This window comes from Syntrophus aciditrophicus SB (assembly GCF_000013405.1).
GTDB lineage: Bacteria > Desulfobacterota > Syntrophia > Syntrophales > Syntrophaceae > Syntrophus > Syntrophus aciditrophicus.
This window is the reverse complement of sequence record NC_007759.1, coordinates 1,872,138-1,886,399: the sequence shown is the minus strand read 5'-3', so window position 1 is coordinate 1,886,399 and position 14,262 is coordinate 1,872,138. Positions and strand designations below refer to the sequence as shown.

Genomic DNA, 14,262 nt, shown 5'->3' with positions numbered 1-14,262 from the left:
AAATTCAGGCGCCTTAATCCCAGGCGGAGCATCAGACCAAAGTCGCCCTGGAAAAAACCGCCCTTTTGGCCGCGTTGAACCAGTATTTTAACGAAGGTGAATAAAATCACTGCAAGCGGTAAATCCCAGGCCTGGAAAAGACGGATCGTGCTGTCCGTATTTCATCGGTTTCGGAGTTCAGAATTGTCGGGAATGTCAGGAAACTGAGCTGAGATTTTCACTATGCCGTCAGGAACAGAGCATTCCGGTGACCTGCTTATTGCCTGCTGCTTATCGGGAGAATTCGATAGATCCTGTCATCGCCGGGCAGAGGATCTCCTCTTCCGTCCCTGTTGCTTGAGGTGAAATAAATCGCCCCGTCCGGACCTGTAACGACATCCCTCAATCTTCCATACTTTCCCTTTTTAAAATCAGTGGAAAACCAGCGTTCAATGCGGCTGATCTTTGTATCTCCATCAAACCTGACGCGAATCAGCGCCCTGCTTTTGAGAGTCGCGACAAAGAGGTCGCCCTTCAGATGAGGAAGAAACGTCCCGTTGTAAAAGGCAATGCCCCCGGGCGGAGTGGCTTCCTTCCAGACAATAAGGGGATCGATGTATGGTTGAATCTCCGGTGCGCCGATAACGAGGGGCCAGCCGTAATTGCCTCCCTTGACGATCCTGTTGATCTCATCATGCCCAAAATGGGCAAATTCCCCGGACGGTCCGTGCTCGGATTCGAAAAGCCTGCCTGTTTCCGGCTGCCAGGCAAGCCCCTGAGGATTTCTGTGGCCGTAAGAATAGACGGGTGAATCTTTAAAGGGATTATCCGCAGGAATTTCTCCATCCGGGCTTATCCGCAGAATTTTTCCGGCGAGGGATGATCTGTCCTGGGCTAAATCGGCATTGAAATTCTCTCCGGTTGTCACATAAAGCATCCCGTCCGGTCCGAAGGCGATCCGTCCACCGTCATGGAATCTCCCGCCGGGAATATCGTCGAGAATGACCCTGTCGAAACTTCCTGTCCTGCCGTGATCACGAAATCGGACGACGCGATTTCGCAGAGCTCCTTTTTTCTGCTCCGTATACATGGCGTAGATATAAGGTTCTGCCGGAAACCGCGGGTGCATGGCAAGTCCCATAAGGCCGGCCTCGCCGATCCGTACCGCGTCAACCGTCGCATAAGGATGCGACTCCAGCTTTCCATTGATGATCAGACGTATTTTCCCTGATCTTTCACTGACGAGAGCCCTTTTGTCGGGAAGAAAGACCAGGGACCAGGGCACGTTCAGGTTTTCGACCCAGACCTCGACCTTGATTCCATCGCCATCGGGAAGAAAGACATCCTCCACGGCCTGCGGTTTTCCGCCAGTCTGCTGCTGTGTGCATGAAGCCGTTGCCGCAGAAAGATGAAGGATTAAAAGGATGCAAAGCGCTTTTCTCATGGCATGGCCGGTCGCAAGAACCCGTTTCCCGTTCATCTTCATTCTCCTTACTGAGTCGATCATCTTATGATTCAACCCGGAAGAAAACAATGTAAATGATTGACATCATATCGTCGCCGTTCTGATGCAGGAATGCTACTTCAGGGAAAAATCGACCCGGCTGGCCCGGGCTTTTTCGGCGGGGCCTTTTTCGCCGGCCTCGATCTTGAGCTTCGGTTCCAGAATGAATACCCGTTCCGCAGCGACATCGCCGGCCTTGACAATGGCGTCGGAGACGACCCGCGCCCTGCGGATTCCCAGTTGACGCAGGTCGTCATCCGTCACGGTGATATGCGAAAGAAGAAGATTTTCCATTTCCGGAACAGGCAGGTCCTTTGCCAGACCAATCGCGTTGCGCGGCTTTGGGAATTTCTCCTGGCTGTACACCTGCTTCAGCAGCCTGTGATATTCGGCCGGATCGATACGCACCTCATCAAGACTGGATGGAGCGTTCCCCTGCTTTACCAGTCTTTGAAATTTCACCGCTTTGACCTTACGCTCCATGATCCTGCGCCGCAGCCCCTCCGTATCAGATGAAGGATCGACTCTTCCTGTAATGTCGAGCTTTAAAGCCGGACGATTTTCCAGTGCCATCGACAGAGATGCGATCTTTTCCCTCGCGGTTTTATCCAGATCAGCACGGCCGGGTTCGAATTCAATGAAAGAAAGCTCCTCGCCACCGCCGAACAGGCTGCCCAGCAGGGCGAAGGGGGCGGTCACGGCTTTTGTAATGAGGTTGATGATGACTTTCAAGATGATGCCGCCTACCGAGAATTGCGGATCATCCAGTGAACCGGAAATGGGCAGGTTGACGTCGATCACGCCGTTGCGGTCCTTGAGCAGGGCCACCGCGAGAAGCACCGGCAGTTTGGTTGCGCGGGGGCTCTCGACTTTTTCGCCGAAGGTGAGCTGGTCGAGCATGACACGATTTTCCGCACGGAGTCTGCGGTTTTCGATGTAATATTTTACATCCATGGAAAGCTTTCCCTTGATGATTGGATAGCCCGCGTAACGAGCGGAATAGGGTGTCGCAGTCGGCAGATCGACGCCCTTTGCAGAAGCGGCCAGATCCAGAAACAGATTCCCGGAAAGAGGGTTGATTTTACCGAGAATTTCCACAGGAGCCGAGTTATCTACCTTGCCGCGGATTTCCAAGTCAGCCGTGGTTGCCAGATTCGAAGACAGTCCCGATATCCGCCCGCCGATCTGGACAAGATTGGCGTTGTAATTCGGCTTGATGAATCGGTCGGAGAAATTGACTCGACCGCCCTGGAGGGTGACTCGATTTATTTTTATCGGGACAGGCGCCGTCTGTGCTCCTGCCTTCTCCAATTTTTTATCTTCTGAGTTCGGGACCGCCGTCCTTTCACTCGGCGTCTCCGGTTTGTTATCCACCGGTTCCTGAGACGCCGTCGTCGGAGGCACTGCTCCGCCCTTGCCCGCTATGGCCTGCCTGCTTTCTTCATTACTGCCCGTGACATGCTGAACATTGATTGATCCGTCAGGATTAATGATCAGGCGCGAGTAGAAATTGCTCAGCGAAACCTCCCGAATGGCCACGTTCACCGGTTCCGTGGATACTTTCACGCCGTTGAAATGCAGGGTTTCCCAATTCAGAAAGTCGTTGCTGTTGACTTTGTCAACGCTTGCAAACCGGTTCACCTGCATGTCGCCCTGATATTGAATCTGTGTCTGTTCTGCCTGCTGCACGGAAAGATTTCCCCGGACGCCGACAGCGCCGCTGGTCACGCGGATGTTTACCCGATCAGCAAAGTAAGGCTGGGCAGGCAGAATGGGCAGCCCGTCAGCCTTTACTTGAAGCCTGACGGACATCCTGGGAGCCATGATTACTGGACCGGTCACATCCACGTTGCCGCGGGGACTTACCCTGGCCTTCAAGAAAAGATTTGCCGCTGAATTGGGAACGGACGAGATGTTATCGATACGACCCTGAATTTTCTCGATTCCAATCTCGGCGGTTCCTGCTGACGGCATTTGATCCTCCCAGTGCACCCCAATGTCGTTCAGTGCGACCTTTTTCACGCCGTACTGCCAAGGCGATGCCTTGGCGGCCGTTTTTCCTTCCGCTGCTTTGGCGGCCTTGGCCTCTATCTTCGTGTCTCTGCCGCCGGCAATTTCACTCAAATTCACGGCGCCTTTGCTGTTCCGCTGAATATTGACCCGGCTTTTCGCGATGGAGATTTCATCGGCGGAGACACTGCGCCGGTCAAGTTCGAAGGCGCCGCCGGCGATGCCGAACAGCCCGATGCGGACCATATCGGTATTAGAGCCGGACTGCGGAATCCGGAGATCGGCAATCTGAAGGTTCAGTCTGCTGACTGAGAGCGGCTCCAGCACGATGTCGGCAGTCGCTTTCAGCGATGATTGCTCCGGACCCGCAAGATTCAGATCCAACTGCCCCGGTTTTTCTTTCTCACTGGTCAGATTGCGGACGGTCAGACGGATATCTTTCAGGATCGTCTCAAAGGGCTTCACCCTTTGTTCGTCACGCACATGCACGACTGCGGAATTGAGACTCATTGACCTTATGAGAAAATAGGGCAATGGTTCCTTTTCATCTTTTTCGTCTGGTTCGACAAGATTGGCCAGATTGATCCGTCCATGCCGGTCCCGGCGCACGTAAAGCTCCAGTTGATCCGCGGCTATTCTATCTACGGTAAATCGTTTGACCAGGGGTTCGATACTTTCCAGGCTGACATTCAGACTTTTTAGGCGGACGGTCGGCGTGTCCTTCGCTTCCTCCAGTTTCAGATTGTTCAGGGACGCAGCGCCGGAGAGCTGGAGCGACGGCGCCTTGTCTTCGGGCTGGACAAAGGCGACCTTGATATCCGCGTCAAGCGTGCCTCCGGGAAGGGAAAAATGGAGCTTCTTCGGCACATATGTCAGGTACTCGCTGAGGCCAAGCCGGTTGAGCTTCAGATTGAGGGAAGCCTCGCGATCGGCATCGAAGGGTTTGCTTTTTCCGGTAAGGTGGAAAGGCGCGCCGTTGACCACAGCGGAAAACTCCGGCTCGATATATTTATCTACGCGATAGAACAGATTGGATAGAAACGGGATCGCAAGGCTCAGGTCGTGAATCTCGTGCCGGCGATATTTAGGCCTGTCGTCGAATTCAATTCGTCCCTGAGTGATGCGGATGTTGTTAAGGGAAAAGCGCATCGGCTTGGATGGCTTCTGTTGGGACTCGGTGGGGGGGGTGCTGAGGCGGTCGACGATGTCCTGAAAATTGTAAGTGTTATTCGCCGTGCGCACCAGATTCACATAGGGTTGCGTCAAACGGATTTCGCTGAGCACCGGCCCGGCGAACAGAATCGATGCCAGCTGCGCATTCATGTACGCCTGCTTGAAAGAGATAAAGGGTGTTTTCCCGTCGCGTTCCGCAAGGGAAAAATCGTCGACGGCCATGGACAACTTCAGAGGATTCACATGGACCGCTCCCACGCTGACCTTGCGTCCGAGTGTTCGAGAGAGGCTGTCGGTTAGATAGGATTTGAGCAGAGGCGGCCCTGCGAAAAAAAGAATAAGGGAAAACAAAACAAAAAAGCCGATCAGGGAGTATGCTGCCTTTCGAATCCAAGGCCTTTTAATGGATTCTTTGACGTTCTTTGAAGTGAACCAGGTGCGCCAGCTCATTTTTTTCAGCCGTCCTTTCTGCGGATAAAAAGCAACTTATGTTACGCGTTAGCGCTATGCTTTCCAGCACTGATCGTGGATTTCGGAAAGAGCATCTCCAACCGGCAGGTGCTTTCGCAAAGAGGATGCGGAGCGTCCGGGCATGCCGCCCTGCCGGTTCGTTATGATAAGATCCTGCATCCCTCTGGATTTCGAGTGTTTTTATAACATGATTCTGGCCTTACCTGAATTGAAAATGTATTCGGATTTTTCGGCATACCAACATAAGCATTTAATATGGAAGAGAATTCGACGTGAAATTTTCAGATTGATCCCGTCCATAATACGCCTTGTCGAGTTTCTGAATTATACTGTTCGCGGCATCATAAATTTCTGCGATTTCTTTCTCAAATATTGAAATTGCTTTTATCCGGATTCAACGGTATTTACAATAAATAAAAGAATTTGAGGAATTATGAAATTCGAGAATTACACCATCTCCGAGGCCATCAAACAGAACCTCGCGCAGCTCGGCTTCAGGAGGCCGACGGATATCCAGTTTAAATCCATCCCCTCAATCATGAAGGGGGAAGATGTGTTAGCCATCGCCCAGACGGGAACGGGCAAGACAGCCGCGTTCGCCATTCCTCTGATCGACCGGATTCACCGGGAAAAGAGCAGTAAGCGGGTTTTTGGAATCAAATGCATCGTGCTGGTTCCCACCCGGGAACTGGCCATGCAGATCGGGGAGGTCTTTGCCGGTCTGGCGAAGCATACCCGGGTGAAGACTTTTCCTTTGATCGGCGGTGTCGAACAGGATGAACAGATTCGGAAGCTTCAGGATGGCATCGATATCCTCATTGCCACCCCGGGGCGGATGTTCGATCTCATCCATCAGGGACATATTCGTCTGGACCGCATCGAGACTCTGGTCCTGGACGAAGCCGATCACATGCTGGACCTGGGATTTATCGAGGACATCAAGTTTGTCAAAAGAATGCTTCATAAAAAGCATCAAACCCTTTTCTTCTCGGCGACCATTAATCCGGAAATCAAGAAGCTGGCTTTTTCGCAGGTAAAAGGCACGGCGATCCGCATCCAGATCTCTCCCGAAGATCCCGTATCCGCGAATGTGACCCACGCGGTCATGTTCGTCGAGATGGACGACAAGCGGTTTTTCCTCGAACGGTTTCTCAAAGAGAATCAGGAAAGCAAAGTCATCGTCTTTGTTCGAACCCGGATTCGCGCGGAGCGGGTCGCCCGGGCCATGGAGCGGGTCGGGCTCCACTCGCTGACCATCCACGGTGAAAAGGACCAGGCGGAGCGAACCAGCGTGATGCGCAAATTTAAGGAGGGGGAATGCAATCTTTTGATTGCAACGGACGTCAGCGCGCGGGGCATCGACATTCCCGATGTGAATTATGTGATCAACTACGATCTGCCCGAAAAGGCGGAAAACTATGTCCATCGCGTGGGAAGGACAGGTCGGGGCGACAACAAGGGCATCGCGCTTTCTTTCTGCAGTTCGGATGAGAAAATGCGGCTGCAGGAAATCCAGCAGTTTCTGAATAAAGAGATTGAAGTCGTAAAGGTCGGGAAAAAAGATTATGGGCTGACACTGGGCGCCTCCAGTGCGAAAACCGGCGTCGAAGCGCTTATCGAAGAACATGAGGCATGGCTGAAGACAAAAAGAAAGACGAAAAAATCCAGAAAGTGAAGGGCAGGGCATTATCAATAATTGCGCTATGGCCTTCGGCAGGTTCTGGGGAGGTAAAAGCGTCCCGGAAAGAAGAAACAGCGGCATGACCGGAAAATTCATGATCAACTGGAAATCGTGCCTGTCTTTGAGTGGGGAAGCGATCGCCGTTGCCCTGGCTGGGCGTAGAGCGGGGCGAGCAAAATCATCGTATCTGGCCTGTCAGGCGTATTTCAATGTCGGGCTCATGCGTGATAAATTAAAAACAGCGATTGTTCAAGCTTTATAACAGACATCCCCAAAAGAAGTGATCCTGATGAGGCTGAAATCCAGATCGGGGATGTTTGGCAACAGTGGGAAACTCAATGAAAGGCATTTATCTTTTATTCAAGCAGTCTTTCCCTTTGGCTTTGATCGCCATTTTCTGTTTGTATGGTTGCGCTGTCATTCCCAGGAATCCACATCAATCCGTCTCGATGGCTTCCAGCGACCCCAGGGCAAATGCCTCTCAAGATATCGAAGGCTTTAAACCAGACATAGAAACCATCATTTCAACCGAAGGCGGATCATCAGGCTATGAGTCTTTTGCGAGTATTTTCCATGAAAACGATTCTGATAGAACCGCGAATCTTAAGAATGCCGGGAATGGGCTGTTTTCCCCCAGACAGAGGTTGGTAAGCGTCACTTTACGGGCAACCGTCTCACGCCTTGACTTGCTGGGAGACAAGGCCCCGGAAGAGTTCTGGGAGTATGGTGTGTCAACGAATGTCAGGATGCCCTGGGCATGGTATTCCCCGTCAGGCTGGGGATTGGGCACAAGGCTGATGGGCAGTGCCGGCGCTCTTTATGGAGCGGGGGAAACCGCATTGGTTGTTTCTCTGATCCCCCTGGTTTTCCTTGGTAGTCAGGATGGTAAGTTTACTTTAGATATGGGAGCCGGAGGAGCTTTGCTCAGCAGACATCGCTTTGGAACGCAAGACTATGGCGGATATTTCCAATTTGCCCTGACGGCGGGTGTTGGTGTTCCGCTGTTCGAACGGCTCGGGGCGGGATACCGATATATGCACTATTCCGACGCAGGCATCAACGGCGATCATACCACGGGAGCAGATATGCACATGCTGGAGCTTAGCTACCGGTTTTGAAGGGAGGGCTTTATCATTGATCCCCGCTTGACCGCTACTTTGAATAAACACCGCCAGTCGGGATCAGGCCGGAGCGTCCCACATTCGGTCATGGGGCAAATTAAGAGTCTTCCATTTCCGTCAGGCTGTCAGTAGGGCATGAATGTGGATTGCGGGACTGGAAAATCAGCCATTGGAAATGGCCACAGTTTTTTCGGCGAGCCCACAAGCAGGAGGTATAATGGAGAGCTCACTCTGGATGTGGATCGGCTTTAATCTCTTTGTCCTGATTCTGTTGACCCTGGATCTTGGCCTGCTCCATCGGAATAACAGGAAGGTTGGGATTAGAGAAGCCCTCCTGCTCAGCCTAGGCTACTTCGTCCTGGCACTGCTGTTCGGCACCGGGGTCTATTATTTCCTTGGTGCGAATGCGGGGGTTGAGTTCTTTACCGGTTACCTGCTGGAGAAGAGTCTAAGCATCGATAACATTTTTGTCTTCGTCCTGATTTTCAGCCATTTTGCGGTGCCGGCACATTACCAGCACCGAGTTCTGTTCTGGGGCATCCTGGGAGCCTTGGTGATGCGCGCCGTCCTGATTCTGACAGGCGCGTCAATCATCGATTCCTTCCATTGGGTCATCTATCTCTTCGGCGCCTTTCTAATCTTTACCGGCGCTAAGATGCTGTCGACGATCAACCGGAAACCCGACATGGAGGGTAACCGGCTGATCCTTCTGATCCGCCGGCATTTCCGTGTTACGGAAAACTATGAGGGCCACCGGTTCTTTATCCGCAGAAAAGGTTTTCTCTACCTGACGCCGTTGATGTTGGTACTGATCCTGGTAGAAGTCACCGACGTTGTTTTTGCGCTTGATTCCATCCCGGCCATTTTTGCCATTACTGATGATCCGTTTATCGTCTATACGTCCAATGTCTTCGCCATCCTGGGTCTACGGGCTCTCTACTTCGCTCTGGCAGGAATGATACACCGGTTTCACTACCTAAAGTATGGCCTGTCAATGGTTCTCATGGTGGTTGGGGCGAAAATGCTGGTCAACGCTTCTTTCGGCAATGTCATTCCCACCGAGGCCGCCCTGCTCGTCACGGCCCTTCTGATCGGTGGTTCCATGCTGGTATCCGTTATCAAGACAAGGCGCTTGCCGAAAGAAATCGCCGCCGAAGAGGCATTTTCCGGGTGGGTGCCGGGAAGTCCGGCGAAGCCGTCATCTGGCAAGGATTCCCCGCCTGCGGCTGGATGAATGAAAGGCGCGATCTTCATGATACAGATCAAACTCATGGCCGGGTTCATGTTTATGATCCGCGGAGTGTTCTCTTTTTCCATGATTGTTCCTTCATACATTAAAAGGGGCGTTCCTGCTTATCGATGTGAAAGCAGGGTGGGGCAGAGTAATTTCCACTGCTTAAATATTCCCTCCAGTCGCGGCACCGAAATCCTCTGTCGTAAAGAATGTCGCTGTCGATCCGAAAAAAAGGATTCGCCTGAATTATCAGACGAATTCCGCAGCTTTTGAGAAATGTGCAGCGCTAACTCTTGAACAGGGAGGCAAGTTCATCGATGATGGGCTTGGAACCCACATACAGCGTCGTGCGCTGGTGATGACCGGCCGGTTTGATTTCCATAATGCGCGTCCCGGTTTCATCAATGGCGTCGCCGCCGGCTTCCCGGCACATAAAAGCCACGACATTTGCCTCATACAGAAGCCGCAGTTTTCCCTGGGGCCGGTTTTCTTTTGGATCGGGATGCTTGACGATTGCCGGATACATGAACAGGCCGCCATTTGTGAGCAGCCGGTGAAAGTCACCGGCAAGCGCTCCGATATAACGAAACTTGTATTTACTTATATTGACCTGAATCCAACTCTGGACTTTTTCGCTGAAGACGGTCGTATTGGCCGAATTGAATGATAATTCCCATTTTTTGGGATCGTCGGGCAGGGTCATGCGCATGGGTTTGACATACGTCGCCGTTTCGTCGGCATGGAAGCGCCAGCAGCCCGCATCGCGAAGAGCCAGCGTGAACATGCCCGTCGGAATGACAAACATGCCCGCAGCGATATAATCGTTGCCTTCGCGGAGATGAAAATCTTCAGGACCCTTCATATTGCCGTCCAGATTGCGCTTGGCAATGCCGAACAGAAACCCGACCGGCAGGCCATGGGCAACATTTGAGGATCCGTCGAGTGGATCGAAATATACGAAGTAGCGGCCGCCGTCCTTGTTCATATCGACGATGTCATCGCTTTCTTCGCTCACAACCTGAATTACGCGATTGCTTGCCGCCAGATAGTGGAGTACGATTTCATTGGCGATATCATCCATCTTCATGACGCTTTCGCCCTGTACATTGATTGAGCCCGCCATGCCAAGATTTCCCTTGAGCGCGCCGGTGCGATAATACAGCTCAATGCGCTGGGCCGCTGTGATGATGGAATCCATAAGAATCAGGAAGTGGTAGGTGCGGTTGTACTTTTCCTGATGCTCCATTAAAAAATTGCGAAATGTCTGTTCGAACTCTATTGGCATAAAACCCTCCTGTAAAACTGTTAAAAAATCGTTGCAGAAACTGTGCTGCCGCGCACCTCAATGCGCCGCTTTCGGGAACGGCGCGAAGTCGATTTCAGAAGATGCAGGGTGTATCCATGAAAACAACGGGGATTGCAAACAGCCTCTGCAGATGCTCACCTAATGCTTTGATACCGAACGTTTCCGTTTGGTAATGGCCGCCGTAAAAAATATTCAGACCAAACTCTTTAGCCATATGATAAGCGGCGTACTTGGGCTCGCCGGTGACAAAAAAATCAATTCCGTCGCGTTTCAATTCCCTGAAAAGTTCAATATCGGTTGCCGAGCCGGCAACTACGGCTACCGTAGAAATGGTTTCCGGACCGAACTCCAGAAGTCCCCTGCAGGCGCCCAGTTCCTTTTCAATCCAGATCGCTGCTTCGGCGCGTGAGCCGGACTGCCTGAACCGCCCCTTTACACCGATATGTTTACCATGATGCAGGGCAAAGGGTTCGATGTCTTCAAGGTCAAGATGCTCTGCGATGACCCGGTTATGGCCGATTATCGGATGGGCATCCAGCGGGATATGGGCGGCATACAGGGCCAGATCGGCCATGATAAGAGCCCGGATTCGCTGGTAATGATTGTCGACAATAAGTTGCTGGCTGCCCCAGAACAGGCCGTGATGCACGATGAGCAGATCGCATCCCGCTCTGCAGGCCCTGGAGATAGATTCGTGGCAGGCATCGACGGCAAGGCCGATTTTTTTTACATTTCCTGTGTTTTCAACCTGCAGGCCATTTGCTGAATCGTCATGGTAGGAGTGGATGTCCAGGTAGGAATCGATATAGTCGGTGATGCGTTCAAGTTCCATAAGGCATATGTGATTTATGTAAATGTTGCAAAATGATAACAGATTAAAATGTCAAGTCAACTTGAATTATGTCAACAAAGATAAATTAAATCTCTTATAATGGAAAATATAATGAAAGTAGAATGATATATTAATGATTATTGATTTATAATAAATATTTGACAAAAGTATCAGGAAGTATTATTTTAATACTGAAAGAAGCCAAAGAGATACTGCGATGCACGTTGTGAGTCAGGTTACTGGATTTGAATGAGAAGAGAAGCAGAGGGTCTTGGTGGTGATGATCACCCTAAATAGACCAAGTTTTTTGGAAGCGACTCCAGTCAGAAGACAAGACGGCACCCGCGGTTCTCTTTGGCGCGATAAAATTTTGAAAATCAGATACTTTCCGACGTAATTATTTCGTTTTTCGAGCAGGTGTTGTGAGTTTTAGTGCGTTGTCAGTTATAGCGAGATTTTTTTACTTTCTTCCAGTTGTGGGATGGAAGCTGCTCTTTTGAAGAAATCCGATGGGAATCAGCCGTGTATCTTGTAAACTCTATTCAGGGTGCGGTGGTGACTCATAGAGCGGACGGCTGAATCTCTCTGGTGATATACCCCGGCTTCGTTCTCCCATTGCTCAAGTCTCTTGACGCTGGTTGATGGAACGACTGCCCGATGGGACATTTCCCCCATTGGAGGGGGGCCGGGGGTTATTTATTATTCCATTTTATACATTTCTTCATAAATCTTCAGCTCGATCGTATCAAAAATCTTCACGTATTGTTCTTTTTCCAGCAGGCGGCGCATTTCCCAGCCTGACTCGGTTCTCTTTTCCGTAATCACGGAAAGGGTCACTTCACTTTCCTTCCAGTTGAGTGGTTTGATCCGGGCAAGACTCTTTGTCCTCCAGTCATTCTGAGTCAGAAAATCCGTTTCCACGATACGGTTCTCCTCATCAATCCGGACATTGCTTCCCATTTTTTTTTCTTTAAATACTCTGGCAACAGCCCTTAGGATGAATTTCTCTTTCGCTTCATAGTTGTTGCTGTACTCATCCGGTTCGGATATGACAGTCTGTCCGATCTGCGCGCCGCAGGCTGCTATGCACATGAAGGCGAGAAGAAACGCCGCGAAGGACGTGTAACATAATCTACTTCTTTTTCTGTTCAGATGTATTCTCATGGAAAATATTCTCCTTCTGACGGACCGGCTTGGGAATGATGGGCCGTTTGTGAACGCTGCGGACACGGGTGACACTGGATGATAGAAAAATCACGCTATATTTTTAAGCAAGTTCGAAGATGATTTTTCCCGGCACAGCTTGCCTGCAACGATGTGAGACATTATATTAACATCAGGAAAATAAAGGAGACAGCAATATGAACGCAATCGCCTCTACCGGCATTGGAACAGCGTTTCTGATTCTTTTTAATCTGCTTTATTTCGTACTGATCATGAATCTGGTTTCGCTTTTTATTGAAAGAATATGGATCGGACGATCACAGTGGATCATTCTTCCGGTAATCGCTGTTTCCCTGGTCGTCTTTTATGTTTACCCTACCTTGTTCAGGCATATCATCGAAGCTGTGACCGGGCCATTCTCGATTTCCGGGCTGCTTATCGTTACGGGGTTGGGAATGCTGGCGGGAATGCTGGCTTCAAGCCTCTGACTTATTGTCCGATTGCCGGGGGCGATCGTTAGTTATTTTCTTGCTCTTAAATCGAGATGACCTCTTTATTATCTCCGGTTTCCGAGGTTCAACCAGGTCGATTTTCATGCGGGACCGGGTGCTTTTGATAACCTCAAATTCAGGAAAGAATTTCGCTGAATCTGGTATCGAACGGATGGCTCAGGTAAAAACATATCCTGGAAAAAAATGATATGTCGCTGATCTTCCCTTCAAATAGAATCGGAACACATAACCCTGAATTACCTGACATCGAATTTGTGTTTATACTTGATGCATTACTGTTCCGCAAGACGAATGTTGAATGAAATGGATTAATGATGACTGAGGCGCAGACCTCAGGGCTCAATCCATATTGAAGCGGAGAAAGGTGTTGCAGCTCAGCGCGTTTCAGGGTAAGATTTACGGCAATTTATAAAGGTACAAGTTAATTATGTCCATATACAAAGGCAGCGCTTCAACCCTCCTTCACTCAACCGGTGCAAGTAATTCCATGATTTTAAAGGCCATAGAATTTGCAGTTCAAGCCCATGCCGGGCAGTATCGAAAGATCACGAGAATTCCTTACATTTTTCATCCACTGCAGGTAGCGGATATTCTGACGGAGTGTCGCTGCAACGAGGAAGTCATAACGGCGGGCATACTGCATGATACGGTAGAGGATGCGCCTGTAAGCCTTGAAGAAATCAGGGAAAACTTTGGCAATGATGTGGCCGCGCTGGTTGAAGCCGCGTCAGAACCCGACAAGGCCGTTTCCTGGGAAGAACGAAAGCATCATACACTGAGCGCTTTGAAGACTGCGCCGATGGATGTCCTTCTGCTTTCCTGTGCGGATAAACTTGATAATATCAGGTCGATTCAGAAAGACTCCGCTCGCCTGGGTGAGTTGATCTGGTCACAATTTAACCGGGGTAAGGAAAAACAGGCATGGTATTATCACAACCTGGCCTCTATTTTCAGGGAGAAAGCGGATGGCGAGCCGGGGAATTCTCTGTTTGAAAGTTTCTCGGGAGATGTTCATCTTGTATTTCCGGCGCGGGAGTATGCAGCAAGGCAGTTTGTTTAAATAAATATGACAAAAACAGGCTATTGACATCAAAGGGAAAGACAAAAGAGTGTTTCCCTTTTCGCTTATAAAAACAGCTTCGTATCTGAGGGAGGATTGAAACAGATTGGTGGAACCGGAATCATAAAAGGGGAAAAAGGGAATGACCCGCATCCGTCACAGGATGAAGTGCAAGTTTGATTTCAAGTTTAAGAATGGGAAAAATAAAATACATG

The 14,262-nt window shown here is 50.4% G+C and carries 11 protein-coding genes; 6 read left to right on the top strand and 5 right to left on the bottom strand.

The window, feature by feature from the left end; genetic code table 11:
- Window positions 1–256: 256 nt before the first annotated feature.
- Window positions 257–1,459 carry a PQQ-dependent sugar dehydrogenase gene (locus tag SYN_RS08645; protein WP_202943544.1) on the bottom strand — a complete coding sequence of 401 codons (1,203 nt, stop codon included), beginning with the start codon at window positions 1,457–1,459 and terminating at the stop codon, window positions 257–259.
- A gap of 99 nt (window positions 1,460–1,558) precedes the next feature.
- Entirely contained in the window at window positions 1,559–5,116 is a 3,558-nt protein-coding gene (locus SYN_RS15310) for a DUF748 domain-containing protein (protein ID WP_011417710.1), read from the bottom strand.
- Between the two features lie 454 nt (window positions 5,117–5,570).
- On the opposite strand from SYN_RS15310, the gene SYN_RS08630 reads away from it, so the two are divergent.
- The 4 genes from SYN_RS08630 (at window position 5,571) to SYN_RS08615 (ending at window position 9,173) form a co-directional block, all read left to right on the top strand.
- The gene (locus tag SYN_RS08630; protein ID WP_011417708.1) at window positions 5,571–6,812 is read left to right on the top strand and encodes a DEAD/DEAH box helicase; all 1,242 of its coding nucleotides are present in this window, start codon (window positions 5,571–5,573) and stop codon (window positions 6,810–6,812) included.
- Between the two features lie 85 nt (window positions 6,813–6,897).
- Window positions 6,898–7,080, top strand: a complete 183-nt coding sequence (locus tag SYN_RS16795) for a hypothetical protein (RefSeq protein ID WP_148202532.1) — start codon at window positions 6,898–6,900, stop codon at window positions 7,078–7,080.
- A 76-nt stretch (window positions 7,081–7,156) separates the two neighbouring features.
- Window positions 7,157–7,936 carry an acyloxyacyl hydrolase gene (locus SYN_RS15305; RefSeq protein ID WP_083756473.1) on the top strand — a complete coding sequence of 260 codons (780 nt, stop codon included), beginning with the start codon at window positions 7,157–7,159 and terminating at the stop codon, window positions 7,934–7,936.
- Between the two features lie 220 nt (window positions 7,937–8,156).
- Entirely contained in the window at window positions 8,157–9,173 is a 1,017-nt protein-coding gene (locus SYN_RS08615) for a TerC family protein (RefSeq protein WP_011417705.1), read from the top strand.
- Between the two features lie 286 nt (window positions 9,174–9,459).
- On the opposite strand, the gene SYN_RS08605 is transcribed toward SYN_RS08615, so the two are convergent.
- The 3 genes from SYN_RS08605 to SYN_RS08595 form a co-directional block, all read right to left on the bottom strand.
- A complete protein-coding gene (locus SYN_RS08605) occupies window positions 9,460–10,458 on the bottom strand; it encodes a class 1 fructose-bisphosphatase (RefSeq protein WP_011417703.1) in 999 nt (332 codons plus the stop codon).
- A gap of 94 nt (window positions 10,459–10,552) precedes the next feature.
- Complete coding sequence (locus SYN_RS08600; protein WP_011417702.1) at window positions 10,553–11,311, bottom strand: Nif3-like dinuclear metal center hexameric protein; 759 nt, start codon at window positions 11,309–11,311, stop codon at window positions 10,553–10,555.
- A gap of 699 nt (window positions 11,312–12,010) precedes the next feature.
- Window positions 12,011–12,475, bottom strand: a complete 465-nt coding sequence (locus SYN_RS08595) for a hypothetical protein (RefSeq protein WP_011417701.1) — start codon at window positions 12,473–12,475, stop codon at window positions 12,011–12,013.
- A 197-nt stretch (window positions 12,476–12,672) separates the two neighbouring features.
- Between SYN_RS08595 and SYN_RS08590 the strand changes: the two genes are divergently transcribed.
- Both SYN_RS08590 and SYN_RS08585 read left to right on the top strand, forming a co-directional pair.
- Window positions 12,673–12,963: a hypothetical protein gene (locus SYN_RS08590; RefSeq protein WP_011417700.1), complete on the top strand. Its 291-nt coding sequence runs from the start codon at window positions 12,673–12,675 to the stop codon at window positions 12,961–12,963.
- Window positions 12,964–13,414: 451 nt separating this feature from the next.
- Complete coding sequence (locus SYN_RS08585) at window positions 13,415–14,047, top strand: HD domain-containing protein (RefSeq protein WP_011417699.1); 633 nt, start codon at window positions 13,415–13,417, stop codon at window positions 14,045–14,047.
- Window positions 14,048–14,262 lie beyond the last annotated feature (215 nt).

Coding starts and splice junctions, on each gene's coding strand:
- SYN_RS08645 (WP_202943544.1), bottom strand. CDS start 1,459: ATGAACGGGAAACGGGTTCTTGCGACCGGCCATGCCATGAGAAAAGCG.
- SYN_RS15310 (WP_011417710.1), bottom strand. CDS start 5,116: ATGAGCTGGCGCACCTGGTTCACTTCAAAGAACGTCAAAGAATCCATT.
- SYN_RS08630 (WP_011417708.1), top strand. CDS start 5,571: ATGAAATTCGAGAATTACACCATCTCCGAGGCCATCAAACAGAACCTC.
- SYN_RS16795 (WP_148202532.1), top strand. CDS start 6,898: ATGACCGGAAAATTCATGATCAACTGGAAATCGTGCCTGTCTTTGAGT.
- SYN_RS15305 (WP_083756473.1), top strand. CDS start 7,157: ATGAAAGGCATTTATCTTTTATTCAAGCAGTCTTTCCCTTTGGCTTTG.
- SYN_RS08615 (WP_011417705.1), top strand. CDS start 8,157: ATGGAGAGCTCACTCTGGATGTGGATCGGCTTTAATCTCTTTGTCCTG.
- SYN_RS08605 (WP_011417703.1), bottom strand. CDS start 10,458: ATGCCAATAGAGTTCGAACAGACATTTCGCAATTTTTTAATGGAGCAT.
- SYN_RS08600 (WP_011417702.1), bottom strand. CDS start 11,311: ATGGAACTTGAACGCATCACCGACTATATCGATTCCTACCTGGACATC.
- SYN_RS08595 (WP_011417701.1), bottom strand. CDS start 12,475: ATGAGAATACATCTGAACAGAAAAAGAAGTAGATTATGTTACACGTCC.
- SYN_RS08590 (WP_011417700.1), top strand. CDS start 12,673: ATGAACGCAATCGCCTCTACCGGCATTGGAACAGCGTTTCTGATTCTT.
- SYN_RS08585 (WP_011417699.1), top strand. CDS start 13,415: ATGTCCATATACAAAGGCAGCGCTTCAACCCTCCTTCACTCAACCGGT.